This is a genomic window from Serpentinimonas sp. SMBJO2, assembly GCF_056341105.1.
Genome location: NZ_CP150628.1, coordinates 752,628 through 776,427, shown reverse-complemented (window position 1 = coordinate 776,427; position 23,800 = coordinate 752,628). Strand labels below are relative to the sequence as shown.

General features: G+C 68.6%; 25 protein-coding genes. 8 read left to right on the top strand and 17 right to left on the bottom strand.

Annotated elements, in window-relative coordinates:
- Positions 1 to 3: 3 nt before the first annotated feature.
- Complete coding sequence (locus AAAZ40_RS03510) at positions 4 to 981, bottom strand: chemotaxis protein (RefSeq protein ID WP_476661194.1); 978 nt, start codon at positions 979 to 981, stop codon at positions 4 to 6.
- A gap of 92 nt (positions 982 to 1,073) precedes the next feature.
- Between AAAZ40_RS03510 and AAAZ40_RS03505 the strand changes: the two genes are divergently transcribed.
- Positions 1,074 to 1,712, top strand: a complete 639-nt coding sequence (locus tag AAAZ40_RS03505) for a histidine phosphatase family protein (protein ID WP_476661193.1) — start codon at positions 1,074 to 1,076, stop codon at positions 1,710 to 1,712.
- Between the two features lie 50 nt (positions 1,713 to 1,762).
- On the opposite strand, the gene ruvB is transcribed toward AAAZ40_RS03505, so the two are convergent.
- Both ruvB and ruvA read right to left on the bottom strand, forming a co-directional pair.
- A complete protein-coding gene (gene ruvB / locus AAAZ40_RS03500; protein ID WP_476661192.1) occupies positions 1,763 to 2,824 on the bottom strand; it encodes a Holliday junction branch migration DNA helicase RuvB in 1,062 nt (353 codons plus the stop codon).
- A gap of 12 nt (positions 2,825 to 2,836) precedes the next feature.
- Positions 2,837 to 3,430: a Holliday junction branch migration protein RuvA gene (gene ruvA / locus AAAZ40_RS03495; protein WP_476661191.1), complete on the bottom strand. Its 594-nt coding sequence runs from the start codon at positions 3,428 to 3,430 to the stop codon at positions 2,837 to 2,839.
- A gap of 30 nt (positions 3,431 to 3,460) precedes the next feature.
- Between ruvA and AAAZ40_RS03490 the strand changes: the two genes are divergently transcribed.
- Positions 3,461 to 4,480: a PhoH family protein gene (locus AAAZ40_RS03490; RefSeq protein WP_476661190.1), complete on the top strand. Its 1,020-nt coding sequence runs from the start codon at positions 3,461 to 3,463 to the stop codon at positions 4,478 to 4,480.
- The gene (gene ybeY / locus AAAZ40_RS03485; protein ID WP_476661189.1) at positions 4,477 to 4,971 is read left to right on the top strand and encodes an rRNA maturation RNase YbeY; all 495 of its coding nucleotides are present in this window, start codon (positions 4,477 to 4,479) and stop codon (positions 4,969 to 4,971) included. Before AAAZ40_RS03490 ends, ybeY begins: the two co-directional genes overlap by 4 nt.
- On the opposite strand, the gene mrdA is transcribed toward ybeY, so the two are convergent.
- Genes mrdA through AAAZ40_RS03465 form a run of 4 tightly spaced genes read right to left on the bottom strand, consistent with a single transcriptional unit; the run spans position 4,947 to position 9,530 of the window.
- Positions 4,947 to 6,983 (bottom strand): penicillin-binding protein 2, encoded by a 2,037-nt coding sequence (gene mrdA, locus AAAZ40_RS03480; RefSeq protein WP_476661188.1) that lies wholly within the window; start codon positions 6,981 to 6,983, stop codon positions 4,947 to 4,949. The two genes, ybeY and mrdA, sit on opposite strands and share 25 nt — an antisense overlap.
- A 29-nt stretch (positions 6,984 to 7,012) precedes the next feature.
- Positions 7,013 to 7,543, bottom strand: a complete 531-nt coding sequence (mreD, locus tag AAAZ40_RS03475; protein ID WP_476661187.1) for a rod shape-determining protein MreD — start codon at positions 7,541 to 7,543, stop codon at positions 7,013 to 7,015.
- Positions 7,540 to 8,463 carry a rod shape-determining protein MreC gene (mreC, locus tag AAAZ40_RS03470; protein WP_476661186.1) on the bottom strand — a complete coding sequence of 308 codons (924 nt, stop codon included), beginning with the start codon at positions 8,461 to 8,463 and terminating at the stop codon, positions 7,540 to 7,542. Before mreC ends, mreD begins: the two co-directional genes overlap by 4 nt.
- Positions 8,464 to 8,483: 20 nt before the next feature.
- Positions 8,484 to 9,530, bottom strand: a complete 1,047-nt coding sequence (locus tag AAAZ40_RS03465; protein WP_476661185.1) for a rod shape-determining protein — start codon at positions 9,528 to 9,530, stop codon at positions 8,484 to 8,486.
- Between the two features lie 123 nt (positions 9,531 to 9,653).
- Between AAAZ40_RS03465 and gatC the strand changes: the two genes are divergently transcribed.
- From gatC to gatB, 3 genes are read left to right on the top strand one after another with little or no spacing between them, the layout of a single operon-like run.
- Positions 9,654 to 9,953, top strand: a complete 300-nt coding sequence (gatC, locus tag AAAZ40_RS03460; protein ID WP_476661184.1) for an Asp-tRNA(Asn)/Glu-tRNA(Gln) amidotransferase subunit GatC — start codon at positions 9,654 to 9,656, stop codon at positions 9,951 to 9,953.
- On the top strand, positions 9,950 to 11,476 hold the full coding sequence (gene gatA, locus AAAZ40_RS03455) for an Asp-tRNA(Asn)/Glu-tRNA(Gln) amidotransferase subunit GatA (protein ID WP_476661183.1): 1,527 nt from the start codon (positions 9,950 to 9,952) through the stop codon (positions 11,474 to 11,476). The genes gatC and gatA overlap by 4 nt, the downstream gene beginning before the upstream one ends.
- A complete protein-coding gene (gatB, locus tag AAAZ40_RS03450; protein WP_476661182.1) occupies positions 11,473 to 12,960 on the top strand; it encodes an Asp-tRNA(Asn)/Glu-tRNA(Gln) amidotransferase subunit GatB in 1,488 nt (495 codons plus the stop codon). The genes gatA and gatB overlap by 4 nt, the downstream gene beginning before the upstream one ends.
- A gap of 31 nt (positions 12,961 to 12,991) precedes the next feature.
- On the opposite strand, the gene pyrE is transcribed toward gatB, so the two are convergent.
- Complete coding sequence (pyrE, locus tag AAAZ40_RS03445) at positions 12,992 to 13,780, bottom strand: orotate phosphoribosyltransferase (RefSeq protein ID WP_476661181.1); 789 nt, start codon at positions 13,778 to 13,780, stop codon at positions 12,992 to 12,994.
- 12 nt (positions 13,781 to 13,792) lie between these two features.
- Here pyrE and AAAZ40_RS03440 point away from each other — a divergent pair, with 12 nt between their 5' ends.
- The gene (locus AAAZ40_RS03440) at positions 13,793 to 14,584 is read left to right on the top strand and encodes an exodeoxyribonuclease III (RefSeq protein WP_476661180.1); all 792 of its coding nucleotides are present in this window, start codon (positions 13,793 to 13,795) and stop codon (positions 14,582 to 14,584) included.
- Positions 14,585 to 14,625: 41 nt separating this feature from the next.
- Here AAAZ40_RS03440 and AAAZ40_RS03435 read toward each other — a convergent pair whose 3' ends face one another.
- On the bottom strand, positions 14,626 to 15,537 hold the full coding sequence (locus AAAZ40_RS03435; RefSeq protein WP_476661179.1) for a 5'-nucleotidase: 912 nt from the start codon (positions 15,535 to 15,537) through the stop codon (positions 14,626 to 14,628).
- Positions 15,538 to 15,805: 268 nt separating this feature from the next.
- On the opposite strand from AAAZ40_RS03435, the gene AAAZ40_RS03430 reads away from it, so the two are divergent.
- Complete coding sequence (locus AAAZ40_RS03430; RefSeq protein ID WP_476661178.1) at positions 15,806 to 16,504, top strand: SDR family oxidoreductase; 699 nt, start codon at positions 15,806 to 15,808, stop codon at positions 16,502 to 16,504.
- Positions 16,505 to 16,528: 24 nt separating this feature from the next.
- Here the strand turns inward: AAAZ40_RS03430 and AAAZ40_RS03425 are convergent, their stop codons facing one another.
- The 8 genes from AAAZ40_RS03425 to AAAZ40_RS03390 all read right to left on the bottom strand — a co-directional run bounded on the left by AAAZ40_RS03425 (position 16,529) and on the right by AAAZ40_RS03390 (position 23,677).
- A complete protein-coding gene (locus AAAZ40_RS03425; protein ID WP_476661177.1) occupies positions 16,529 to 16,813 on the bottom strand; it encodes a cryptochrome/photolyase family protein in 285 nt (94 codons plus the stop codon).
- A gap of 65 nt (positions 16,814 to 16,878) precedes the next feature.
- Positions 16,879 to 17,328, bottom strand: a complete 450-nt coding sequence (locus AAAZ40_RS03420) for a nuclear transport factor 2 family protein (RefSeq protein ID WP_476661176.1) — start codon at positions 17,326 to 17,328, stop codon at positions 16,879 to 16,881.
- 24 nt (positions 17,329 to 17,352) lie between these two features.
- Positions 17,353 to 18,117 carry an SDR family NAD(P)-dependent oxidoreductase gene (locus AAAZ40_RS03415; RefSeq protein ID WP_476661175.1) on the bottom strand — a complete coding sequence of 255 codons (765 nt, stop codon included), beginning with the start codon at positions 18,115 to 18,117 and terminating at the stop codon, positions 17,353 to 17,355.
- A 26-nt stretch (positions 18,118 to 18,143) separates the two neighbouring features.
- Positions 18,144 to 19,400, bottom strand: a complete 1,257-nt coding sequence (locus tag AAAZ40_RS03410) for an MFS transporter (RefSeq protein WP_476661676.1) — start codon at positions 19,398 to 19,400, stop codon at positions 18,144 to 18,146.
- A gap of 108 nt (positions 19,401 to 19,508) precedes the next feature.
- Positions 19,509 to 20,159, bottom strand: a complete 651-nt coding sequence (locus tag AAAZ40_RS03405; RefSeq protein ID WP_476661174.1) for a chalcone isomerase family protein — start codon at positions 20,157 to 20,159, stop codon at positions 19,509 to 19,511.
- Positions 20,156 to 21,340, bottom strand: coding sequence for a class I SAM-dependent methyltransferase (locus AAAZ40_RS03400; protein WP_476661173.1), 1,185 nt, complete (start codon positions 21,338 to 21,340; stop codon positions 20,156 to 20,158). The genes AAAZ40_RS03405 and AAAZ40_RS03400 overlap by 4 nt, the downstream gene beginning before the upstream one ends.
- Positions 21,341 to 21,545: 205 nt before the next feature.
- Complete coding sequence (locus AAAZ40_RS03395; RefSeq protein ID WP_476661172.1) at positions 21,546 to 22,319, bottom strand: DUF1365 domain-containing protein; 774 nt, start codon at positions 22,317 to 22,319, stop codon at positions 21,546 to 21,548.
- Positions 22,316 to 23,677 (bottom strand): NAD(P)/FAD-dependent oxidoreductase, encoded by a 1,362-nt coding sequence (locus AAAZ40_RS03390; protein ID WP_476661675.1) that lies wholly within the window; start codon positions 23,675 to 23,677, stop codon positions 22,316 to 22,318. The genes AAAZ40_RS03395 and AAAZ40_RS03390 overlap by 4 nt, the downstream gene beginning before the upstream one ends.
- Between the last annotated feature and the right edge of the window lie 123 nt (positions 23,678 to 23,800).

Here is a 23,800-nt window from a genome sequence, read left to right as displayed (position 1 = left end):
CTCTCAGGCCACCACGGCTTCGTAGCGCGCCAGCGCGTCGCGCAGCGCCACGTCGAGCTCGCGCGCGGCAAACTTGGCCACGTAGGCGTCGGCCCCAGCGGTGCGCACGTGCTGCTCGTTGGTGTCGCCGGTGAGCGAAGAGTGGATCACCACCGGCAGGCCGCGCATGGCCGGGTCTTTCTTGATGTTGCGCGTGAGCGTGAAGCCATCCATCTCGGGCATTTCGAGGTCGGTCAACACCAGCGCCACGCGCTCGCGCAGCTCCACCCCCTGGGCTTGGCATTCGGCGGCAATGGCCTGCAGCCGGTTCCAGGCTTCTTGGCCGGTCTTGGTCATCTCGTAGGGCAGCTTGAGCGCCTTGAGCTCTTGCTCGATCATGGCGCGCGCCACAAAGGAATCGTCAGCGGCCAGAATGATCGCACCGGGGCGCAGCTTGAGCGCCGGGCCGTTGGAGTTGGCCTTCAGGTCGGCTTGGTCGGCAGGCAAAATGCGCTGCAGTATCGATTCCACATCGAGGATTTGCGCCAGTCGGGTGCTGTTCTGGTCGCCGTCCAGGCGTGCGATGCTGGTGACATAGCCGCGCGCCATGGCTTCGTCGGCCGACAGGATCTGCTGCCAATCCAGGCGCACGATGTCTTCGACCGCCTCGGCCGCAAAAGCCTGCGTGGTGCGCGCGTACTCGGTCACCAGCATGATGTTCAGGCCGCTCTTGGGCACGCAACCCACCACCGCCGGCAGGTCGATCACCGGAATCACCTGGCCGCGCAGGTTCACCACCCCGAGCACGTGCTGCGGCGCGCCGGCCATGGCGGTGACCGCCGGCATGGCGACGATCTCGCGGATCTTGAAGACGTTGATGCCAAACAGCTCGGAGCGCTCGGTGCCGGCGGCGTTGCCGAGGCGAAACAGCAACATCTCGAACTTGTTGGAGCCGGTCAGGCTGGTGCGCTCGTCGATCTCTTTTTGGGCTGCAGTGGGCATAAATGTTCCTCGAAGCGACGGCGCCGTGCCATCCTCGTTACCATTCTAGGGCTTGCCGATGAACCATCGGTTGTTTTTTAGGGGACAAGAGCGTGCATTGCACCCGCATTTTGGCGATCCGACACGGCGAGACCGCCTGGAACCGCGACAACCGCATCCAAGGCCAGCTCGACATCGAGCTCAACATGACCGGTCGCTGGCAGGCCGAACGCACCGCCGAGGCGCTGCGCGGCGAGGCGCTGGGCGCGGTCTACAGCAGCGACCTGTCGCGCGCTGCCGACACCGCCGCAGCCATCGCCCGCGCCCAGGGCCTGAGCACGCAGCTGCACCTGGGCTTGCGCGAGCGCCACTTTGGCGTCTGCCAAGGCAGCCGCTGGAGCGAGCTCGAAACCACGCAGCCCGAACTCACCGCGCTCTGGCGCCGTCGCGTGCCCGACTTTGCCCCGCCGGGCGGCGAATCGCTGCTCATGCTGCGCCAGCGCGTGCTGCTGGCGTTGGAAGAAGTGGCGGCCGCGCACCTGGGGCAGCAGATCGTGATTGTCACCCACGGCGGCGTGCTCGACACCCTGTACCGCCTGGCCACCGGGGTCGATCTGCAGGCACCGCGCACCTGGCAGTTGGGCAACGCCGCCATCAACCGCCTGCTCTGGAGCCCGCAGGGGCTGCGGCTGGTGGGCTGGTCCGACACCCTGCACCTCGACACCGCGCCCAGCGACGAACCGCTGAGCTAAGGGGGCAGAGGGGCCGCCACGCCTGCTGGGGGGATGCGCAGCGGGCCTTTTTACTCGGCGGCAAACAGGTCGTGGGCGGCGCTGGGCGCGGCCAGCCCCAGGTGCCGGTAGGCGGCCTGGGTGGCGATGCGCCCGCGCGGCGTGCGCTGCAGGTAGCCTTGCTGGATCAGGTAGGGTTCGATCACGTCTTCGATCGTGCCCGGCTCCTCGCCGATGCTGGCGGCGATGTTGTCCAGCCCCACCGGGCCGCCGTCGAACTTGTGGATCAGCGCCTCGAGCAGCTTGCGGTCCATCAGGTCAAAACCGAGCGCATCGACGTCGAGCATGGCCAGCGCGCGTTGCGCCGCCTCCTCGGTGATGCGGCCACTGCCCTTGACTTCGGCGTAGTCGCGCACGCGGCGCAGCAACCGGTTGGCGATGCGCGGCGTGCCGCGCGAGCGGCGCGCGATCTCAAAGCCCCCGGCGGCATCCAGCGGCACCTGCAACAAGCTGGCGCTGCGGCGCACGATCAGCTCCAGCTCTTGCGCGCTGTAGAACTCCAGCCGCGCCACGATGCCAAAGCGGTCGCGCAGCGGGTTGGTGAGCATGCCGGCGCGCGTGGTCGCGCCCACCAGCGTGAAGGGCTGCAGATCGAGCTTGATCGAACGCGCCGCCGGCCCTTCGCCGATCATGATGTCGATCTGGTAGTCCTCGAGCGCCGGGTAGAGGATTTCTTCCACCACCGGCGACAGGCGGTGGATTTCGTCGATGAACAGCACATCGTTGGGCTCGAGGTTGGTCAGCAGGGCCGCCAGGTCTTTGGGTTTTTCCAGCACCGGGCCGCTGGTTTGGCGCAAGTTGACCCCAAGTTCGTGCGCGATGATGTGCGACAGCGTGGTTTTGCCCAACCCCGGCGGGCCAAACAGCAGCACGTGGTCGAGCGCCTCGCGCCGTTTCCTGGCCGCACCGATGAAGATCTCCAGCTGCTCGCGCGCCTTGGCCTGCCCCACGTACTCGGCCAGGCCCTTGGGGCGCAGCGCGCGCTCGAGCGCTTCCTCGCGCGGGCTCTCGGGCTGCGCCGACACGGAACGCCGGGGCGCGGCGGGGGCGAAATCGTCGGTCTGGATGCTCATGCCGGGTCTTTCCTAGCGCGCCAGCGCCTTGAGCGCCAGCCGGATGCCCTCGCTCACCCCCACCGCCGGCGGCAGCGCCTTGAGGGCGGCAGCGGCTTCGCGCTCGCTGTAACCCAGCGCCAGCAAGGCCTGTTCGATGTCGGCCTGCTCGGCGTTGGCCGGCGGCGCTGCCGCACCGGCTTGCGCGCTGGACAGACCGAGCTCGGGCCCGAGCTTGCCGCGCAGCTCGAGCAGCAAGCGCTCGGCGGTTTTGCTGCCGATGCCCGGCACCTTGAGCAGCCGGCGCGCTTCCTGCGCCACCACGGCCTGCGCCAGCTCGGTCACGCTCAGGCCCGACAGCAGCGCCAGGGCGGTGCGCGGCCCGACGCCGCTGATCTTGATCAGGTGCCTGAAGGCGCTGCGCTCGGCCGCCGTGGCAAAGCCGTACAGCAGCTGCGCGTCTTCGCGCACCACGTGCTGCGTCAGCAAGGCCACGGGCGCGCCCAGGGCCGGCAGGCCGTAGTAGGTGCTCATCGGCACCTCGACTTCGTAGCCGACGCCGTGGCAGTCGATCACGATCTGCGGTGGCGCTTTTTCCAGCAGGGTGCCGCTCAATTTGCCTATCATTGGGGTATTCCTTTTTTGCGGATTATCGGTTTGATTCTGCGCCACACCTTCACCCCGCCCGACAACCTGCGCATGGCGCACCTGTGCGGCCCGCTCGATGCCCATCTGCGCCAGATCGAGGCCGCGCTCCAGGTCAAGCTGGCGCACCGCTTCGAGCAGTTCCGCATCGAAGGCCCCAAGGCGCGGGCGCAGCAGGCGCTCGAGGTCCTGCAGGCGCTGTACGAGCAGGCGCGCGCGCCCATCCCCGCCGAAAAAGTCCAGCTCATGCTCAGCGGCGACACCGCCCTGGCCGCTGCCGCCGGCACCGACGAGGCCCCGGCGCTGCAGACGCGGCGTGGCGAACTGCGCGGCCGCAGCCCCAACCAGCGCCGCTACCTCACACACATGGCCACGCACGACATCACCTTCGGCATCGGGCCGGCCGGCACCGGCAAGACCTACCTTGCGGTCGCCTGCGCCGTCGATGCGCTCGAGCGCAGCGCGGTGCAGCGCATCGTGCTCACGCGGCCGGCGGTCGAGGCCGGCGAACGGCTCGGGTTTCTGCCCGGCGATCTGGCGCAAAAGGTGGACCCCTATCTGCGCCCGCTCTACGACGCGCTCTACGACCTGATGGGGCTCGAGCAGGTGCACCGGGCCTTTGAGCGCCAGCAAATCGAGATCGCGCCGCTGGCTTTCATGCGCGGGCGCACCCTGAACCACGCTTTCGTCATCCTCGACGAGGCGCAAAACACCACGCCCGAGCAGATGAAGATGTTCCTGACGCGCATCGGCTTTGGCTCCAAGGCCGTGGTCACCGGCGACGTGAGCCAGATCGACCTGCCGCGCACCCAGTTGAGCGGCCTGATCGACGCCGAGCGCATCCTCAAGCGCACCCAGGGCATCGCCTTCAGCCGCTTTTCCAGCGCCGACGTGGTCCGCCACCCGCTGGTGGCGCGCATCGTCGACGCCTACGACCGCGCTGGCTTGGCTCCCGCCAGCGACCACAGCGCCGCAGCCGCCAGCCGGCGCAACCGCCGCCCCGCCCCCACCGCTGCCGATCCCGCCCCATGAAACGGCCTGCGCTCACACTGTCGCTGCAATTCGCGCGCCCCGAGGCGGCCGACGCCCAGGCGGGTCTGAGCCTGGCCGCGCACCGCGCCGCCCTGCCTCGGCACCTGGTGCGGCGCTGGCTGCGCCACGCGCTGGAAGCCCCAGGGGAGATCACGGTGCGCATCGTCGGCACCGAGGAAGCCCGGGCCCTGAACCGCGACTACCGCGGCAAAGACCGCGCCACCAACGTGCTGACCTTCGACTACGCGGCAGAACCGGTGGTGCAGGCCGATCTGGTGCTGTGCGCCCCGGTGCTGGAGCGCGAGGCCGCCGAGCAGGGCAAGACCCTGCAACAGCACTACGCGCACCTGCTGGTGCATGGCTGCTTGCACGCCCAAGGCTGGGACCATGAAGGCAGCCCAGCCGACGCCGAGGCCATGGAAGCGCGCGAAACGCAGATCTTGGCCGGTCTGGGCTTTGCCGACCCCTACCGGGGCGCAACGACCGCTTGAGTCGCCGGGGCGGGTTGCGCTACCGGCGCTGGCCGCACGGCATGCGCTGGCTGCGGCACCGGTGGCGTTGTACGCCCCGGCCAAGCGACTTCGCGCGCCAGCCGCTGCGCACCTATGGGCGCCCGGCTTTGGCCCAGAGCGGTGGCGGCGATGTCGGCCTCGCTCGGGTACAGGCCCAGCAGCAGGTAGTCGAACACCCGGCGCGCGATCGGGGCTGCGGCGACCGAGCCAAAACCCGCGTTCTCCACGATCACCGCCAACGCCACCGTGGGCGCCTCCAGCGGCGCAAAGCCGATGTAGAGCGAGTGGCTGCGCTGGTGTTCTTCGAGCTGCGCGGCATCGTAGCGTGCCCCTTGGGCAATGCGCACCGCTTGGGCGGTACCGGTCTTGCCGCCACTGCGGTAGGGTGCGCCGGCAAATACGCTTGCCGCCGTGCCGCCGGGCAGGTTCACCGCCTCCATGGCCTCGAGCACCGCTTGCAGGTTCTGGCTCTGCCAGCCCATCGGCACGCCTTGGTGCGTGGCCAGCTCGCGCCCCCGGGGCTCACCCACGGCGTAGGCGCGCAGCCCCAGATGCGGCTGCTGGCGCACCCCCCCATTGACCAAGGTGGCGGTGGCATGGGCCAGTTGCAGCATGGTAAAGGCGCTGTAGCCCTGCCCGATGCCCACGGCCACGGTGTCGCCTTGAAACCAGCGCTGCTGCGCCGGGTGGCTGTAGGCGCTGCGCTTCCAGGCTTGGTTGGGCAGCAGGCCGCGCCCCTCGCCCACCAGATCGATGCCGGTGCGCTGGCCAAAGCCTTGGGGGTGCATGAAGTCGTGCAGGGCCTCGATGCCCATCTCGTGCGCCAGCGTGTAGTAGTACACGTTGCTCGACACCGCCATGCCACGGCGCAAGTCCACGTGTCCCAGATGGCGCTCGCCCACGCTGCGAAAACGCTGGTTGCCCAGCAACCAGAAGCCCGGGTCATAGACCGTGGTTTCCGGGCGGCGCAGGCCCAGCTCCAGCCCGGCCAAGGCCATGAAGGGCTTGAAGGTCGAGCCCGGCGGATAGGTGCCGCGCAAAGCCCGGTTGAGCAGCGGGCGCTCGATCGACTCGTTCAGGGCACGCCATTCTTCCACGCCGATGCCATCGACAAAGGCATTGGGGTCAAAACTGGGCATGCTCACGAAAGCCAGCACCTCGCCGTTGCGCACATCGATGGCCACCAACGCACCCCGGCGTGCACCAAACAGTTGCTCCACCAGGTGCTGCAAGCGCGCATCCAGCGTCAGGCGCAGCGTCTGGCCGGTGCGGGCGGGCACGGTCTCGAGCGTGCGCAGCACCTGGCCGTGCGAGTTGATCTCGACCCGGCGAAACCCGGTGGTGCCGTGCAGCAGCGCTTCGTGGCTTTGCTCCACCCCCAGTTTGCCGATGTGGTCGGTGCCACGGTAGTTGGCTTGCTGTTCGGGCGGCCACTCGGCCATGCGCTCGCGGTCGCGCTGGTTGATGCGCCCCACATGTCCGACCACATGAGCCGCCGACGCACCCAGCGGGTAGTAGCGCAACTGGCGCGCCTGGATCGAGACCCCGGGCAGGCGAAACAGTTGCGCCGCCAGCACCGACATTTCCTCGGGCGTCAGCCGGCTGCGCAGCGGCAGCGATGCAAAGCGGTGCGACTCGGCGCGCAGGCGCTGGAAGCGGCGCAACTCGCCGGGCGTGATCGGCACCAACTCGGCCAGCTTCTGCAGAGTCTGCTCCAGATTGCCCGCCAGCGCGGGCGTGATTTCGAGCGTGAACACCGCCAGGCTGTCGGCCAGCAGCACACCGTGGCGGTCCACGATCTGGCCGCGCAGCGGCGGCAGCGGCAGCACGGCGGTGCGGTTGCTCTCGGCGCGGGTCTGCAAATCGGCGTGGCGCTGGATTTGCAGCACGTACATGCGCACGGCCAGCAGCCCCAAGGCCAGCAGCACCACCACGAGCGCGATCTGCGCCCGGCGTCGAAACCGCAACCACTGGTGTTCAACGTCGTGCATGGCGGGCGGGCGCTGGCTGTGGCGCTGGCTCAAAGGGGCCGGTCGGCGTCGGGGTCGTGCGCGCGCCGCTGCGGCGCCAGCAGCAACGCGGTGGCCAGCGGCCACAGGGCGGCCTGCCACACGGGCGCCAGCGCCATGCCGAGATCGGGCCCGCCGTCGCCCGCCAGCGCCCGCACCAGCCACTGCAGCGCGTGCGCCAGCACAAACAGCACCAGCACATGCAAAGCCTGGCGCTTCCAGTCGAACCACAGCAGCCGCCGATGAATCACGACCGCCAGATAACACATCACGCTGTAGGCCAAGGCGTGCTGGCCCAGCAAGGCACCCTGGTGCACGTCGATCAACAAGCCCAGCACAAACCCGGCGCCAACCCCGACGCGCCGGGGCTGGTGCACGACCCAAAACGCCAGCGTCAAGGCCAGCAGGTCGGGGGCCCACGCCGCGCTTCCCAGCAGCGCCACCTGCAGCGCCATTTCGAGCAGCAACGCACCCATCAGGGTACCCCAGACAAACCAAGGGTTGGCGGGCAGCAGCAGGGTCTGCCCAGGGCGCATGATCATGGCCCAGCCCTCCGCGGCGCACTGGCCGCCGCAGCGGCGGGCGTTTCGTTGGCCATCGGGCGACCCACCGGGTCGATCACCAGCACATGCAGGGCGTGCTGGATGCGGGCCAGCGGCCGGGCGTGCACCTGGGCAAATCCGTCGGCACCCGAGGCCGTCACCTGAACGATCTGCGCCACCGGCAAACCGGCCGGATAGACCCCATCGATGCCGCTGGTGGTGAGCACATTGCCCACCATGGCTTGGGTGTTGATGGGCTCGAAGCGCAACTCGATGTGTGCGTCTGCACCCCACTGCGCCGGCAGGCCAAAAGCCAGACTGCGTTGCCCGGTGCGGGTGTTGATGACCGCCATCGCCTGCCGGGGATCCACCAACAGGCGCACTTGCGCCGTGGCCCAATGCACCCGCGTCACCTGCCCCAGCACGCCAAAGCCGTCCATCACGGCCGACCCAGGCTGCACGCCATCCTGCTGCCCGCGGTCGATCACCACCGCCAGCGTGTACGGGTCGGCCAACTGGTACAAGATCTGCGCGCCTCGGGTCGCGGCCGGCAACCGGGCGCGCATGCCCAACAAGTCGCGCAACTCGCGGTTCTCTTGGGCCAGGTGCTCGACGATGGCGGCGCGCTCGGCCTGGCGCATCAGCTCGGCGCGCGCCAGCGCCGCCTCGTCCTGGGCGGCTTGCAAGCTGCCCAGGTATTGGCCCGACCAGCGCGCCGCTTGCAGCGGCTGCAAGGCCAGCCATTGCAGCGGGCTGAGCGCCACAGCCACGGCCTGGCGCACCGGCGCTGCCCACTGCAAACGGGCGTCGAGCACCATCAGCAACACCGCCAGCGCCCCCAGCACCAGCAACTTGGACAAAGCCGGCATGCCCTGCCTGAAGAAGGGCGGCGGGGATGGGTCGATGGTACCCAGCGACATGGCCGGATGGAGCGAAAAATCTACTCGGCGGTGAAAATGCTGCCGCCCAGGCGGTCCATCTGGTCCAGCGCCATGCCACAGCCCAGCACCACGCACAGCAGCGGCTGCTCGGCCACCAGCACCGGCAGTCCGGTTTCTTCGGCCAGCAGGCGGTCGAGGTCGCGCAGCAGGGCGCCGCCGCCGGTGAGCATCATGCCGCGCTCGGCAATGTCGGCCCCGAGCTCGGGCGGCGTTTGCTCCAGCGCCGTCTTGACCGCCTGCACGATCTGGTTGATTGGGTCGGTCAGGGCCTCGAGCACCTCGTTGCTCGAAATCGTGAAGCTGCGCGGCACCCCTTCGGCCAGGTTGCGGCCCTTGACCTCCATCTCCTTGACCTCGGAGCCCGGGAAGGCCGAACCGATGGATTTCTTGATGGTCTCGGCGGTCGGCTCGCCGATCAGCATGCCGTAGTTGCGCCGGATGTAGCTGATGATGGCCTCATCGAACTTGTCGCCGCCCACGCGCACGCTGCCCTTATAGACCATGCCGCCCAGGCTGATGACGCCGACTTCGGTGGTGCCGCCGCCTACGTCCACGACCATCGAGCCGCGCGCGTCAGACACCGGCAGCCCGGCGCCGATGGCTGCAGCCATGGGCTCTTCGATCAGATAGACCTGCGAGGCCCCGGCCCCGAGCGCCGACTCGCGGATGGCACGGCGTTCGACCTGGGTGCTGCCGCAGGGCACGCAGATGATGATGCGCGGGCTGGGCCTGAACAGCGAGCGCGGGTGCACCATCTTGATGAACTGCTTGAGCATCTGCTCGGTGACGGTGAAATCGGCGATGACGCCGTCTTTCATGGGCCGGATGGCCTCGATGTTGCCGGGCACCTTGCCCAGCATCGCCTTGGCATCCTTGCCCACCGCCTGGATGGATTTCTTGCCTTGCGGGCCGCCTTCGTGGCGGATCGAAACCACCGACGGCTCGTCGAGCACGATGCCCTTGCCGCGCACGTAGATCAGGGTGTTGGCGGTACCGAGGTCGATGGCCAAATCGGTGGAGAAATGCTGGCGTATGGATTCAAACATGATGAGGGTTGCCCTGCACCGCCGGACACGGATGCCGACTGGTTCAAGCGCGGGCGCAAACCGGGGATAATACCCGATCGACGCCGCTTCAGGGGGCGCTCACGCTTTCTTACATATTGCCCCATGTCATTGACTTTGCAAGAAATCGAACGTTTGGCGCAGTTGGCGCGGCTGCGCCTCACGCCCGCGCAGGCGCTGGATGCGCAGCAGCGCCTGAACGGTTTTTTGGGCTTGGTCGAGCAGATGCAGGCCGTGGACACCACCGGCGTCGAGCCCTTGGCGCACCCCACCGCCGTGATGCAGCCGGTGCAGCTGCGCCTGCGCCCCGACGTGGCCAGCGAGCCCAACCAGCGCGAAGCCAACCAGGCCAGTGCGCCCGCCGTGGCAGACGGCCTCTACCTCGTGCCACGGGTGATCGAATGAGCGCCACCGCCCTTGATCTGCACCAAATGGGCGTGGCCGAACTCGGCGCCGCCCTGCACGCCCGCCAGACCTCGGCCACCGAAGTGGCGCAGCACCTGCTGGCGCGCGCCCACACCCACAGCGGCCTGGGGGCCTATCTGGCCCTGAACGAAGCGGCCACGCTGGCCCAGGCCGCCGCCGCCGATGCGCGCCTGAGCGCCGGCGAACGCAGCCCCTTGCTGGGGGTGCCGCTGGCGCACAAGGACGTGCTCGTCACGCGCGACTTCCCCACCACCGCCGGCTCCAGAATGCTGCAAGGCTACCGCAGCCCCTTCGACGCCACCGTGGTGCAGCGCCTGGCCGCCGCCGGCGCCGTGACGCTGGGCAAGCTCAACTGCGACGAATTCGCCATGGGCTCGGGCAACGACCAGTCCGCCTTTGGCCCGGCGCACAACCCCTGGGACCGCACGCGCGTACCCGGCGGCTCCTCCGGCGGCTCGGCGGTGGCGGTGGCGGCGCGGCTGGCCCCGGCGGCCACCGGCACCGACACCGGCGGCTCGATCCGGCAGCCCGCCAGCTTCTGCGGCGTCACCGGCATCAAGCCCACCTACGGGCGCTGCTCGCGCTATGGGCTGGTGGCCTACGCCTCCAGCCTGGACCAGGCCGGCCCGATGGCGCGCAGCGCCCACGACTGCGCGCTGCTGCTCAGCGCCATGGCCGGGCCCGATCTGGACCGCGATTCGACCAGCCTCGAGCAGCCACCCGAAGACTACACCCGCTGCCTCGGCCAGCCGTGGCCGGGTGCCAGCGCCAGCCGGCCGCTGCAGGGGCTGCGCATCGGCCTGCCGCGCGAGTTCCTTGGCCCCGGCTGCGCCAGCGACGTGCTGCAAGCCGTGCGCGCGGCCTTGAGCGAGCTCGAGCGGCTCGGCGCCACCTTGCTCGACATCGCCCTGCCGCGCACCGAACTGGCGATCCCGGCCTACTACATCATCGCCCCCGCCGAAGCGAGCTCCAACCTCAGCCGCTACGACGGCGTGCGCTACGGCCACCGCGCCGCGCAGCACAGCGATTTGCTCGACCTGTACCAGCGCTCGCGCAGCGAGGCCTTCGGGCCCGAGGTGCAGCGCCGCATCCTGCTGGGCACCTACGTGCTCAGCCACGGCTACTACGACGCCTACTACCTCAAGGCGCAGCAGATCCGGCGCCTGATCGCGCAAGATTTTCAGGCCGCCTTCGCCCAGTGCGACCTCATCGCCGGCCCGGTGGCCCCCAGCGTGGCCTGGGCCATCGGCGCCAAAACCGCCGACCCGCTCGCCGCCTACCTGGCCGACATCTACACCCTGCCGGCCTCGCTCGCCGGACTGCCCGGCATGAGCCTGCCCGCCGGCTTTGGCGCCGACCGATTGCCCGTGGGCCTGCAACTGATCGGCAACTACCTGAGCGAGGCCCGGCTGCTGCAGGTGGCGCACCAGTTGCAGCTGGTGAGCGACTGGCACACGCGCACGCCGCCCCCCTTCACGCCCTGCCCCGGATCGCATTCATGAGTTCCCCTTTGATCCAAGGCTACGAAGTCGTGATCGGCTTCGAGACCCACGCGCAGCTGGCCACGCGCAGCAAAATCTTCAGCCGCGCGCCCACCGCCTTTGGCGCCGAACCCAACACCCAGGCTTGCGCTGTGGATCTGGCGCTGCCCGGTACGCTGCCGGTGATGAACCGCGAAGCCGTGGCCTGCGCCATCCGGTTCGGGCTGGCGGTGGGGGCGCACATCGCCCCGCGCAGCGTGTTTGCGCGCAAGAATTATTTTTACCCCGATTTGCCCAAGGGCTACCAGATCAGCCAGTACGAAATTCCGGTGGTGCAAGGTGGCAGCGTGGCTTTTGAGCTCGCCGGCGCCACCCACTCGGTGCGGCTGGTGCGCGCGCACCTCGAGGAAGACGCGGGCAAGAGCCTGCACCAAGACTTCCACGGCATGAGCGGCATCGACCTCAACCGCGCCGGCACGCCGCTGCTCGAGATCGTCACCGAACCCGATCTGCGCTCCAGCGCCGAGGCGGTGGCCTACGCCAAGGCCCTGCACCAGCTCGTGACCTGGATCGGCATCTGCGACGGCAACATGCAAGAGGGCTCGTTTCGCTGCGACGCCAACGTCAGCGTGCGCCTGCCCGGGGCGCCGCTGGGCACCCGGCGCGAGATCAAAAACCTCAACAGCTTCAAGTTCATGCAGCAGGCCATCGACTACGAGGTGCGCTGGCAGATCGAGCGGCTGCAAGACGGCTACGCAATCGAACAGGCCACGGTGCTGTTCGACCCCGACAGCGGCCAGACCCGCGCCATGCGCAGCAAGGAGGACGCGGCCGACTACCGCTACTTCCCCTGCCCCGACCTGCCGCCGCTGTGCATCGCAGCGCAGTGGATCGAGCAGCTGCGCACCGAGCTGCCCGAGCTGCCGCGCGCCATGGCCGAGCGCTTCGTGGCCCACTACGGCCTGCCCGAATACGACGCCGCCACGCTCACGCAATCGCCACAGATGGCGGCTTACTTCGAGGCCGTGGTGGCTGGGGCCGGCAAGGCGTTGGCCAAATCGGCCAGCAACTGGATCATGGGTGAGGTCTCGCGCCGCCTCAACGCCGAAGAACGCGCCATTGCTCGAGCGCCGGTGAGCGCGGCGCTGCTGGCGGCCTTGCTCACCCGCATCGGCGACCAAACGGTGAGCAACAACGCTGCCAAGCAGGTGTTCGATGCGCTGTGGAGCCAGCCGCCCGCGGCCGAAGCGGCGGATGCTGCGGCCTGCCTGGCCGAAGTGGACCGTGTGATCGCCGCCAAGGGCCTCGGGCAGATGAGCGACAGCGGCGCGCTGCAAGCCATCGCCGAGCAGGTGCTGGCCGCGAATGCCAGGAACGTGGCCGAATACCGCGCCGGCAAGGAAAAAGCCTTCAACGCCTTAGTGGGCCAAGTGATGAAGGCCAGCCAGGGCAAGGCCGACCCGGCGCGCGTCAACGCGCTGCTCAAGCAGCTGTTGGGCGCCTGATTCAGCGCCGCGCCGTGGGTGCGCGCAAAGCCTAAGCCACCCCATAGCGCGCCCGGTAGGCCTGTACGCGCTCGCGGTGACCGGCCATTTCGGGGCTGTGCTGCCCTTGCAGGTAATCGAGCAGGTCGCTCAGGCGCGCAATCGCGCACACCTGCAGCCCGAGCTGCTCGCGCACGTATTGCACCGCGCTGTGTGGCAGGTCGTGCAGGGCGCCATCGGGGCCGGTTTCGGTGGCGCGCTCTTGCCGATCGAGCGCGATCGCCACCGCATGCGGCGTCGCACCAGCGGCCCGAATCAGGCCGATGGACTCGCGCACCGCCGTGCCCGCGCTCATCACGTCATCGACGATCAGCACGCGGCCGCGCAGCGGCGCACCCACCAGCGTGCCGCCTTCGCCGTGCGCCTTGGCCTCTTTGCGGTTGTAGGCAAAGGCGTGGTTGTGGCCCAGCCGCGCCAGCTCCACCGCCAGCGCCGCCACCAGCGGGATGCCCTTGTAAGCCGGGCCAAACAGCATGTCAAACTCGATGCCCGAGGCCACGATGCGCTGCGCGTAACATTGCGCCAGCCGCCCGAGCCTGGCGCCGTCGTCAAAGCCGCCGGCATTGAAAAAATACGGGCTGATGCGCCCAGCCTTGGTCTGGAACTCGCCCCAACGCAGCACCCCCGATTCGACCGAAAATCGCACGAATTCCTGCGCCAGCTCGTCGTGCACCGGCTCGTTTGGCTGCGCCGCAGCCTGGCCCGACACCTGGCCGCCCTGAGCCCCTTGGCCCACCTCAACCCCACAGCCCACTTTTGCCCCTGTAGTCACCTCTGCCATGGAGAACCATCCTTGTTTCGTTTGACCAGCCTGAACCTGAACGGCATCCGCTCTGCCACCCGCAAGGGCTTGGCCGATTGGGTGCGCGCCGCCGCGCCCGATTGTATTTGCGTGCAAGAGCTGCGCGCCCAAAGCAGCGAACTCGGCCCCGGCCTGGCCGATCTGGCGGGCTTGCGCGGGCACTTTCATTGCGCCGAGAAAAAAGGCTACTCCGGCGTGGGCATCTACAGCCGCCACGAGCCCAGCGCAGTGCGCTGCGGCATCGGCGTGCCCGAATTCGATGCCGAAGGGCGCTGGATCGAGCTGCGCTTTGACACCCCGGCGCGGCGCTTTTCGGTCATCAGCGGCTACTTTCCCAGCGGCTCCAGCGGCCCCGAACGCCAGTTGGCCAAATACCGCTTCCTCGAGGCCATCGCGCCGCACCTGCAGGCGCTGCGCGCCGAGCGCGAGTTCGTGTTGTGCGCCGACGTGAACATCGCGCACCACGAAATCGACCTCAAAAACTGGAAGGGCAACCTGAAAAACTCCGGCTTCCTGCCCGAAGAGCGCGCCTGGATGACGCAACTGCTGGGCAGCGGTGGCCTGATCGACGTTTACCGGCAACTGCACCCCACCGAACAGGAAGCCGCCTACACCTGGTGGAGCAACCGCGGCCAGGCCTGGGCCCACAACGTGGGCTGGCGCATCGACTACCACCTCGCCACCGCGGCGCTGGCGGCGGCGGCGCGCAGCGCGCAGGTGCACAAGGCGCAGCGCTTTTCGGACCACGCGCCACTGACGCTGGACTACGACTGGGTGCTGTGAGCAGGCGTCCCAGGCGGCTGTAGCGGGCTATGGATGGCGTGTCAAACCGCGCCGCCGGGCGCATTGGCGACCCCACTGGCCACATGCCCCGAAGGCACGTGGCGCGCGGCGTGCTCGATGTGGCCGGTCTGGTCGTCGAAAAAGAAGTCGGGCTCGAACTCGCGCAAGAACTCGCCCTTGGGCAGGCCGCCCAGAAACAGCGCCTCATCGACCTCGATGTTCCAGTTCATCAGGGTGCGGATGGCGCGTTCGTGCGCCGGGGCGCTGCGCGCCGTCACCAGCGCGGTGCGGATGCGCATCTGCTCGGTGCCCGCGCTTTGCAGCCGGTGCAGCGCCTCGAGCAGCGGCTTGAACGGCCCGCCCGGCAGCGGCAGGCTGGCCTTGCTCACCTCGTGCTGCTGAAAGGCGTTCAGCCCCTGGGCCTGATAGACGCGCTCGGCCTCGTCGGAAAACAGCACCGCGTCGCCGTCGAAGGCGATACGAACCTCGTTCGGGTGCGCGTCGCTGGCGTGCACCGACTGCGGATAGACCTGCGCCGCCGGCACCCCGGCTTCGAGCGCCGCGCGCACGTCGCTCAAGTGCGCCGATAAAAACAGATTCGCGCGCAGCGGTCGCAGGTAGCGCCACGGTGGCTGGCCGCGCGTGAACACGCCGCGCTCGATCGACAAACCGTAGTGCTGTGCCGAGCGAAACACGCGCATGCCCGAAACCGGGTCATTGCGCGACAAAATCACCACTTCCACCCGCGGCTGCTCGGCGCTGTTGAAACGCATCAGCTTTTGCACCAGCGAAAACGCCACCCCGGCCGCAGCGGGCAACTGCAGCCGCTCGAGCTGCAGCTGCATGTAGGCGCGGTCATCGTTTTGCTCGAAGACCCGGTTTTCGGCTTCAAAATCAAACAACGCACGCGACGAGATGGCGACCACGAGCTGGCCGTCGAGGGTGGTGGGCATGGTGGGTTCATTGTCGCATGCAGCAGGCGCCCTCTGGCCAGCCCAGACTGTCCCACCCGTGGCCGCTCAAGCCTCTCGGGGCCGGACGATAATGTGACCACGCTTCGGGGCCGATGGCACGGCCTGCTGCAGGTGCTGACACGCAGCCGACCCAGAACCTGGCCCTCCAGCGAACGCCGGCCAACCTGACCGCCGCCCGAAAGCCACTTTGACGATGATTCGATGGGTGGGAAAATCAATGGAGGAAATCGATGCAAGCAACCCTTCGATGCACTCCTTGCCCACACCCTACCGCGCCGTGGTGTGCGGGGCCAGCGGGGCCATTGGGCAGGCTTTTGTGGCCGCCTTGCAGCGCGATGTGCGCTGTGCGGCGGTGCATGCGCTGGCGCGCAGCAGCGCCCCGGCGCTGGTGCTGGAAGACGAAGCCAGCATCGAACGTTGCGCGGCTGAGGTGACGGGCGCGGGCCCAGTGCACCTGCTGCTGGTGGCCACGGGCGCGCTGAGCATCGACGGCCGCGGCCCAGAAAAGCGCCTGGCTGCGCTCAGCCCCGAGAGCTTGCGACGCGCCTTTGAGGTCAATGCCATTGGGCCGGCGCTGCTGCTCAAGCACTTTGTGCCCTTGCTGGCCAAGGGTGAGCGTGCGATCGTGGGCCTGCTGTCGGCACGCGTGGGCAGCATCGAAGACAACCACAAGGGCGGCTGGTGGAGCTACCGCGCTTCCAAGGCGGCGCTCAACCAACTGCTGCAAACCAGCGCCATCGAGGCCAGCCGTCTGCGCCCGCAGGCAGTATTTGCGGCGTTGCAGCCGGGCACCGTGCGCTCCAAGCTGTCGATGGATTTTGCCGCGCCCGAGCACAGCATCGAGGCCTCGGACGCGGCTGCGCGCCTGCTGCGCGCCCTCGATGGTCTGCCGGCCTCGAGCCGGGCGCACTTCATCGATCACCGGGGCGCGCCGATTCCGTGGTAGCTGGGGTTGGCACGGGGGCCGCGCTCACAAGCTTTCGATCTGCTCGAGGGTGAGCGCAGCCTGCGCGCGCAGCGCCGACCGCGCCTCGGGCGCCATGCGCTGCAGATTGCGATAGACGAGGCTGAGGCGCGCGTGGTGCAGCACGTAATCGGTTTCTTGGCGCAGCTCGAGCAGCACATAGACCACGCCCGCATCGACGCGGCCAAACCACGCATGGTCGGGGTTGAGTTGATCGCCCAGGATCAGCCGCAGCGTGTGCGCGGGGACGGGAGTGGGGGCGGACTTGGGAGCGCAGACGGGCTGTGGCATGGGGTACTCCAATCTGGGGCGGGCTGGATGCACCAACCGGGGGGACTCGATACCAGCGCAGCCGCTCAAGCCCCGGCACGGCGCTTGAGCCAGCGCATCAGCGTGCCCAGCAGCGGCAGCTTTTCGTACAGCTCTTCGGCGGCGTCCCAGTAATCGCGGTGCAGGCGCACACGGCCGTCTGGGCCCAGCAGCAGGTGGCTGCAGCCGCGAATGGTGTGCAGCGCGCCGGCGCTGGCGGCTTGGCCGCGCGCGGCCAAGCGAAACTCAAAATCCCAGAGCAAAAAAGCCTGCTCGCCCTGCACCACGCAGCTGCCCACGACAAAGCGCGGCTGCTGCAAGCGCGCAAACATGCGGCCAAAGATGGCCTCGATGGCGGGCACGCCCTGCACCTCGTGGAAGGGGTCTTTGAAGCGCGCATCGGGGGCGTAGTGGCGGCCCAGTTGCCCTAGACTGACGGGGCTGAGCTGCTCATAAAAGCGCACCAGTTCGGCGACGGCGTGTTGGTGGGGGTTCATGGTCGGGCAAAGCGCAGGCGCCATCTACAGACCCGTGCCCCGGCGCACCGCGGCAAAGTAGCAGCGGTAGGGCAGCAGGCGCAGCAGCAGCATCAGGCGCGTGAAGCGTTTGGGGAAGTGGATGTGAAAATCGCCCGCTGCCCAGCCGTGCAAGATCGCCGCTGCGGCCTGCTCGGGCTCGATCAGCGCGGGCATTCTGAAATCGTTTTGCGCCGTCAGGCGGGTGGCGACAAAGCCGGGGTTAATCAGGCTCACGCCCAGCCCTTGGGGCTGCAAGTCGAGGTACAGGGTTTCGGCGAGGTTGATCAGGGCCGCCTTGGTCGGGCCGTAGGCCAGGCTCTTGGGCAGGCCACGAAAGCCAGCCACGCTGCTCACCAAGCTGATGTGTCCGGCGCGGCGCGCCAGCAGGGCCGGCAGCAGCGCGTCGAGCAGGTGCCAGACGCCGCTCAGGTTCACCTCTTGGTGGCGCAGCACTTGGGCCAGGTCGAGCTCGTGGGCGCGCATGGGCAGGTAGTGGCCGGCCAGGTAGCACACCAGATCGACGGTGCCGGATTGCAGCAGGCTCTGGGCCGCCTCCTGCACCTGCTTGGGCTGGCACACATCCAACGGCAAGGCCACGCTGCCGGGGTGTTGCGCAACAAATTCTTGCAGCGCCGGGAGCTGGCGCGCCGACAGCACCACGCGCGCGCCGCGCGCATGCAAGGCGCTGGCCAGCGCACGCCCGATGCCGCTGGAGGCCCCCACGAGCCACACGGTGCGGCCGTGCCAGTCGGTGATTTTTGGGTTCATGGGCTGCATGTGTCGGATTGGTGGGTTCAGGCCTGCATCAGCAGGGGGTCGCGGCGCCAAAAAAACCACAGCAGGGCCGCCGCCATCAGCTTGAGCGCGCACGGCAGCAGCGCGTAGGCCCACGACAGGGCTTGCAAACCCTGAGCGCTGCCGTCGCCCGGCTCGTAGCCCCACCAACCCAGCAGCGGCAGCGCCAAGCCGGCGGCCAGCGCCAGGTTGAGCTTGGCGGCAAAGCTCCACCAACCAAAATAGGCCCCTTCGCGGGCGCCGTGGTCGCCTTGGCGTTGGATCAGTCCGGCGAGCAGGGCGTGCGGCAGTGTCAGGTCGGCCCCCAGCGCCACCCCAGACAGGATGCAGATGAGCATAAAGGCCTGCCAATCGCCCGCCCCCAGGGTGGCTGCCCAGCCAAACACCGCCACCGCCATGACCATCGCGCCCAGCCACGTGCGCACCAGCCCCCAGCGCCGCACCAGCCGCACCCACAACGGCAACCCCAGCGCCGCGGCCACAAAGTAGCTGCCCAAAAACAGGGGCTGCATGGCATCGCTGAGCTGCAAGCGGTCCTGGATGAAAAACAGCAGCAGCGTGGCCGGAATGGCGCTGGCGATGCCGTTGAAGATGAACACCGTCATCAGGCGCCTGAAGCCCGGCTGGCGCCACGGCTGCCAGAGCTCGGACGCACCCACGCTGTGGCGCAACCAGCCCAAGGCCGGGCGCGGCGCCAGCGTCCAGGCGCACCAAGCCAGCGCCAGCGCCACGGCAAACACCGCCACCATCACCGGCAGACCGAGCAACGTGGGCAACACCGATGCCGTGACCACCCCGCACAGCCCAGCCCCTTCGCGCCAAGCGACAATGCGCGAGCGCGTGGGCGCATCGCCCCCGAGCCGCGCCCCCCAAGCCTGGTGGCAGATGCTCAACCAGCTAAACGCCAGGTACGACAGCACCAGAGCCACCCAGGCCCACAGCAGCAGGGCCTGCGGTGCGCGCACCGGCGGGAAAAACAGCGCCGTCAGGCCCAGCGACAGCACCAGCGCCGCCACCAGCCCGGTGCCCAGCACCACCCGCGGCGAGCGGGCGTAGAGGCGGTCGCTGGCGCGGCCCAGCCACGGGTCCACCAAGGCGTCGAACAGGCGCGCGCCCAGCAGCAGCGCCCCCAGTGTGGCCAGCGCCACGCCAAACTCGGTGGCGTAGTGATGCGGCAACAGCACGTACAGCGGCAGCGCCACAAAAGCCAGCGGAAAACCCAGCGCGCCGTAGGCCAGCGTACCCGGCCAGCGCAAATCGGGAGGTGCAGAGGCTACGGATGTGGCGGCCGCCTGCGCGTCGGCCGCAAGGGTGGCTTGGCTGAGCGCGGGCGTGGCGGCAGGTGTCACGGCGGTGGCCTGTGTTTAGCCGCGCGCCGGCAAGCCGAGCAAGGCGGCGCGCAGGCCGGGCTCGGATGTGGTCGGAGCCAGCCAGATGCCAAAAAACAGCCGCGCAAACAGCGCGTCGGGCACTTCGCCCAGCACCCGGTTGGGCTGTCGAAACTGGGCCGCTTGCCCCGGTCGGTACACGCCCAGCAGGCGGTCGCCGGCGCGCACATCGGGCAGCACGGCTTGCAAGGCGCGCTGCCAGCGCTCACCCTGATCGGGGGCGATGTGCTGCTGGCGCCGCATCTCCTCGATCGACCGGCTGGCGATCGAGGCGGCGCTGAAGGCGCGCAGATACTCCAACTCGAGCGCCAGCGCGTCGGAAGCATGGTCGGCGGGGTTGAAACGCGGGCCCACCCACAGCCGGGCCCGGTAAACCTCAAAGCCCCACACCCGCAACAGGCCCTGCCCAGACCAGCGCAAGCCTGGCACAGGCGACGGCTCGCCAGTTGGTGGTTCGTTGGATGGCGGGACTTGGGTTTGAGCCAATGCCGCGCGGCTCCAGCTGCTGGCACACACAGCCGCCGCAGTGGGCAGCAGCAGCTGGCGCAACATCACGCGCCGCTGGTTTTGCTCGGGCGTCAGCACCTGGAGCGGGGCCAGCGCATGGTTCGAGGAGCGCGCCTTCATGGAGCGTGCTCCAGCGTGAACTGGATCACGTCGATGTCGCCTTGATCGAAGCCGGCTTCGCAATAGGCGAGATAAAAAGTCCACAAGCGCTCGAAGCGGGCATCGAAACCCTGCGCGCGCACGGCTTCGCGGTGCGCCCAGAAGGCGCGGTGCCAGCGGCGGCAGGTTTCGGCGTAGTCGGGACCAAAAGCCAGCTCATCGACCACGCGCAGCCCAGCCGCCTCCGCCTGGCGTCTGAACTCGGCGGCGCTGGGCAAGCAGCCACCCGGGAACACGTGCTGCTGGATGAAGTCGGTCGAGGACACGTAGGCGCCGAAGCGCTCGTCGCGGATGACGATGCTTTGGATGCAGGCGCGCCCGCCGCGCTTGAGCAGCCGCGCCACGGTGTCAAAGTAAATGGGCCAGTATGCGCGCCCCACGGCCTCGACCATTTCGATCGAGCAGATGGCGTCGAACGGCGCCTCGCCGGCCCCCAGGCGCAGGTCGCGGTAGTCTTGCAGCCGCAGATCGGCCCGTTGCGCCAGCCCTTGGGCCTGCAAGCGCTGCTGTGCGTAGGCCAGTTGCTCGCCCGACAAGGTGATGCCGGTGACATGGGCGCCAAACTCGTGCGCCGCCTGCTGCGCCAGCGCGCCCCAGCCGCAACCGATTTCGAGCACGCGCTGGCCCGGTCGGTCCGGCTGCAAGCCAGCCATTTGCAAGGCGCGGCGCAGCTTGGCGCGCTGGGCGGCTTCCAGGCTGCCGCCAGGTTGGCCCTGGAACCAGGCGCTGGAATAGTTCATGCCGGCATCGAGCCAGAGGAGGTAAAAATCGTTGCCCAGGTCGTAGTGGGCCTGGATGTTTTTGCGGCTGTTGGCGCGCGTGTTGCGGTTGAGCCAATGCCGCACCCGGTGCAGCAAGCGCCCGGCCCAGTGGCCGTGAATCAGGCGCTCGATCACGGCGCGGTTGCGCAGCAGCAGGCGCAGCAAGACGGCCAAATCGGGCGTGTCCCACTGGCCAGCCATGTAGGTCTCGCCAAAACCGATGTCGCCCGACTTGAGCACAGCGGCACACACCCTCCAGTCATGGACCCGAATCTCCACCGTGGGTTCGCACTCTGCGCCCGGGCCGTAGTGTGCACAATGCCCGTCGGGCCAATGCACCGCCAGCTGGCCGTGCTCCAGTTGCTGCAACAGTCGCTGCAAGGTGCGCGCGGCCCAGGGCGGTGGCTTGGCCTGGGATTGGCGCGCAGCCGGAGCCAAATTCGCCGCGTCAGGCCAACCGTCGTGGCGTGCACAAGCGCCCCATGCAGCCGACAACGGGCTCGCAGAGGGGTCTTGAATGGGGGTCGATTGGCTGTTCATGGCAGACGCTCCTGGGGCTGGGGGTGCAACAGAGGATGACGGGGCTTCATTGACTGACAAAGGCTTTGGGCGGCTCGGGCTTGCGCTGCAAACCGGTGCGCTTGAGCCAGAGCTTGAGCGCCTGCCAATGGATGCGCGCCAGCAGCAGCAGCGTGAGCGCCGGGTGTGCCCACAGCGCCTGACGCAGGCAGGCGGCATCGAGCGCCTGCAGGGTGCCGCTGACGCTGGTCTGCAACAAGGGGCCGGCGGCGTCGTCGTGGTCGATGCGCACCACCGTGCGCGGCTGCGCGCCATCCAGGCGGCGCATGAACCTGAAGCGGTACCAGCCCTGCACCTGACAAAAAGGCGAGACGTGAAAGACCTTGCTGGCACGGCACTCCTGCCCCTCGCGCGGCCGATCCAGCAGGTAACAGTGGCGCTCGCCAAAGGTGTTGTTGACCTCGACCAGCACGGCGCGCAGGCTGCCGTCGGCGCGCTCGCAGTACCAAAAGCTCACCGGCTTGAAGGTGTGGCCCCACACCCTGGGGTAGCAGTGCAGCCAGATTTGGCCGTCGGCGTCGTCGATGCCGTGTGCGCGCAGCAGCTCATCCACCCAAGCCAGCGCCCCGCCCTGCTGCGCCGTGCGGCCGTCGCCGTGGTCGCAGTCGTAAAAGCTGATCGGTGCCCAGCGGTTGCGCGCCAAGGCTGGCGCGGCTTGGGCCAAGTCGCGCATGGGCAGCAACAAAAAGCAGGTGGGATAGACAAAGGCGTTGCGCCGCGGGCGCAGACGCGTGTGGCGCACCTGGCCGAAGCCGACGTAGGCTTGCGGCGCCGAATTCACGCTGGCACCTCGTGCAGGGTCGGGCTTGGCTGCAATAGAGCGCGCGGCTGCGCCGAACGGGGCGCGCCCTGCACAAATGCAGCGGCGCGCAGCAGGGCTTGGGCCGCCGCTTGGCCGGATTTGAGCCCGTCTTCGTGAAATCCGTAGCCGGCCCAGGCGCCACAGAACCAGGTGTGCTGCTGCCCTTGCAGGTCGGCCAGGCGGCGCTGGGCAGCGACGGCGGCTTGGTCAAACACCGGGTGCGCATAGTCGATCTGCCGGATGACTTTGGCCGGATCGATGGCGCGCACCGGGTTGAGCGACACCAGCACCGGCTGGGCAAAGGGCAGCGGCTGCAAGCGGTTGATGAGGTAATGCAAGCACACGCGGGCCGCCTCGCTGCCGGCGTCGGCGGCACGCTCGTAATTCCACGCTGCCCAGGCGCTGCGCTGCTGCGGCAGCACCGCCGTGTCGGTGTGCAGCACGGCGCGGTTGTGCTGGTAGCGGATGGCGCTCAGCACGGCTTGCTCGGCGGCGCTGGGCTGATCGAGCAGCGCCAGCGCTTGGTCGGTGTGGGTGGCCACCACCACCCGGTCAAAGCGCTCGACCCCGGCCGGGCTGTGCAACCATGCGCCGTGGTCGTCGCGCTCGATGCGCTGCACCGGGGAGTTGAGGCGCGCATCGGGCAGGCTGGCGACGATTTTTTGCACATACTGGCTTGCGCCACCGCGCACCGTGTACCACTGCGGCCGGTTGCGGATTTGAATCAACCCGTGGTTGTGGCAAAAGCGCACCATGGTCGCCACGGGGAAGCGTAGCATCTGATCGGTCGGGCAGCTCCAGATGCAGCCCAGCATGGGCAGCAGGTACCAGTCGCGAAAGGCGGCGCCAAAGCGGTGCTGCTGCAAAAAATCCTGCAAGGGCTGCTGCATGGCCTCGGCCTGATCGCCGCTTTGCGCCAGCCGCGTGCACAGGGCGTTGAAGCGCAGCAGGTCGCGCAACATGCCCCAAAAGCGCGGCCGCAGCAGGTTGCGGCGCTGCGCGAACACGGTGCTCAAATCGGTGCCGCTCCACTCCAGCCAGCGTGCGCCCAGCGGCACCTGCACCGAAAACGACATGTCCGAAGCCGCCGCCGGCACCCTGAGCTCGGCCAACAGGGCAATGAGCCGCGGGTAGGTGCGCTCGTTATAGACCAAAAACCCGGTATCGACGCCGTGCGTGCAGGAGGCGCCATCGGGGCCGGGCAGGGTCACGTCCACGGTATGGGTGTGGCCGCCAAAGTAGGACCCAGCCTCGAACAGGGTCACGTGGGCATGCGTGCGCAGCGCATGGGCGGCCGCCAGCCCGGCGATGCCCGAGCCGACCACGGCCACGCGCAGCGCAGTGGCAGCAGGTGCGGGCTGATGGCTGTGGGAGTCGGCAGAGGGCATGGCAGATCCTGTATTTGTCTTAGACAAACATAGTATGCGCGAAAAAAGATTGGTCTGCAACCAAGGGCCACA

Bases quoted from the DNA above. Each gene is read 5' to 3' on its own strand.
- AAAZ40_RS03510 (WP_476661194.1), bottom strand. From the start codon at position 981: ATGCCCACTGCAGCCCAAAAAGAGATCGACGAGCGCACCAGCCTGACC.
- ruvB (WP_476661192.1), bottom strand. From the start codon at position 2,824: ATGAGCATCCAGACCGACGATTTCGCCCCCGCCGCGCCCCGGCGTTCC.
- ruvA (WP_476661191.1), bottom strand. From the start codon at position 3,430: ATGATAGGCAAATTGAGCGGCACCCTGCTGGAAAAAGCGCCACCGCAG.
- ybeY (WP_476661189.1), top strand. From the start codon at position 4,477: ATGAAACGGCCTGCGCTCACACTGTCGCTGCAATTCGCGCGCCCCGAG.
- mrdA (WP_476661188.1), bottom strand. From the start codon at position 6,983: ATGCACGACGTTGAACACCAGTGGTTGCGGTTTCGACGCCGGGCGCAG.
- mreD (WP_476661187.1), bottom strand. From the start codon at position 7,543: ATGATCATGCGCCCTGGGCAGACCCTGCTGCTGCCCGCCAACCCTTGG.
- mreC (WP_476661186.1), bottom strand. From the start codon at position 8,463: ATGTCGCTGGGTACCATCGACCCATCCCCGCCGCCCTTCTTCAGGCAG.
- AAAZ40_RS03465 (WP_476661185.1), bottom strand. From the start codon at position 9,530: ATGTTTGAATCCATACGCCAGCATTTCTCCACCGATTTGGCCATCGAC.
- gatC (WP_476661184.1), top strand. From the start codon at position 9,654: ATGTCATTGACTTTGCAAGAAATCGAACGTTTGGCGCAGTTGGCGCGG.
- gatA (WP_476661183.1), top strand. From the start codon at position 9,950: ATGAGCGCCACCGCCCTTGATCTGCACCAAATGGGCGTGGCCGAACTC.
- gatB (WP_476661182.1), top strand. From the start codon at position 11,473: ATGAGTTCCCCTTTGATCCAAGGCTACGAAGTCGTGATCGGCTTCGAG.
- pyrE (WP_476661181.1), bottom strand. From the start codon at position 13,780: ATGGCAGAGGTGACTACAGGGGCAAAAGTGGGCTGTGGGGTTGAGGTG.
- AAAZ40_RS03435 (WP_476661179.1), bottom strand. From the start codon at position 15,537: ATGCCCACCACCCTCGACGGCCAGCTCGTGGTCGCCATCTCGTCGCGT.
- AAAZ40_RS03430 (WP_476661178.1), top strand. From the start codon at position 15,806: ATGCACTCCTTGCCCACACCCTACCGCGCCGTGGTGTGCGGGGCCAGC.
- AAAZ40_RS03425 (WP_476661177.1), bottom strand. From the start codon at position 16,813: ATGCCACAGCCCGTCTGCGCTCCCAAGTCCGCCCCCACTCCCGTCCCC.
- AAAZ40_RS03420 (WP_476661176.1), bottom strand. From the start codon at position 17,328: ATGAACCCCCACCAACACGCCGTCGCCGAACTGGTGCGCTTTTATGAG.
- AAAZ40_RS03415 (WP_476661175.1), bottom strand. From the start codon at position 18,117: ATGAACCCAAAAATCACCGACTGGCACGGCCGCACCGTGTGGCTCGTG.
- AAAZ40_RS03405 (WP_476661174.1), bottom strand. From the start codon at position 20,159: ATGAAGGCGCGCTCCTCGAACCATGCGCTGGCCCCGCTCCAGGTGCTG.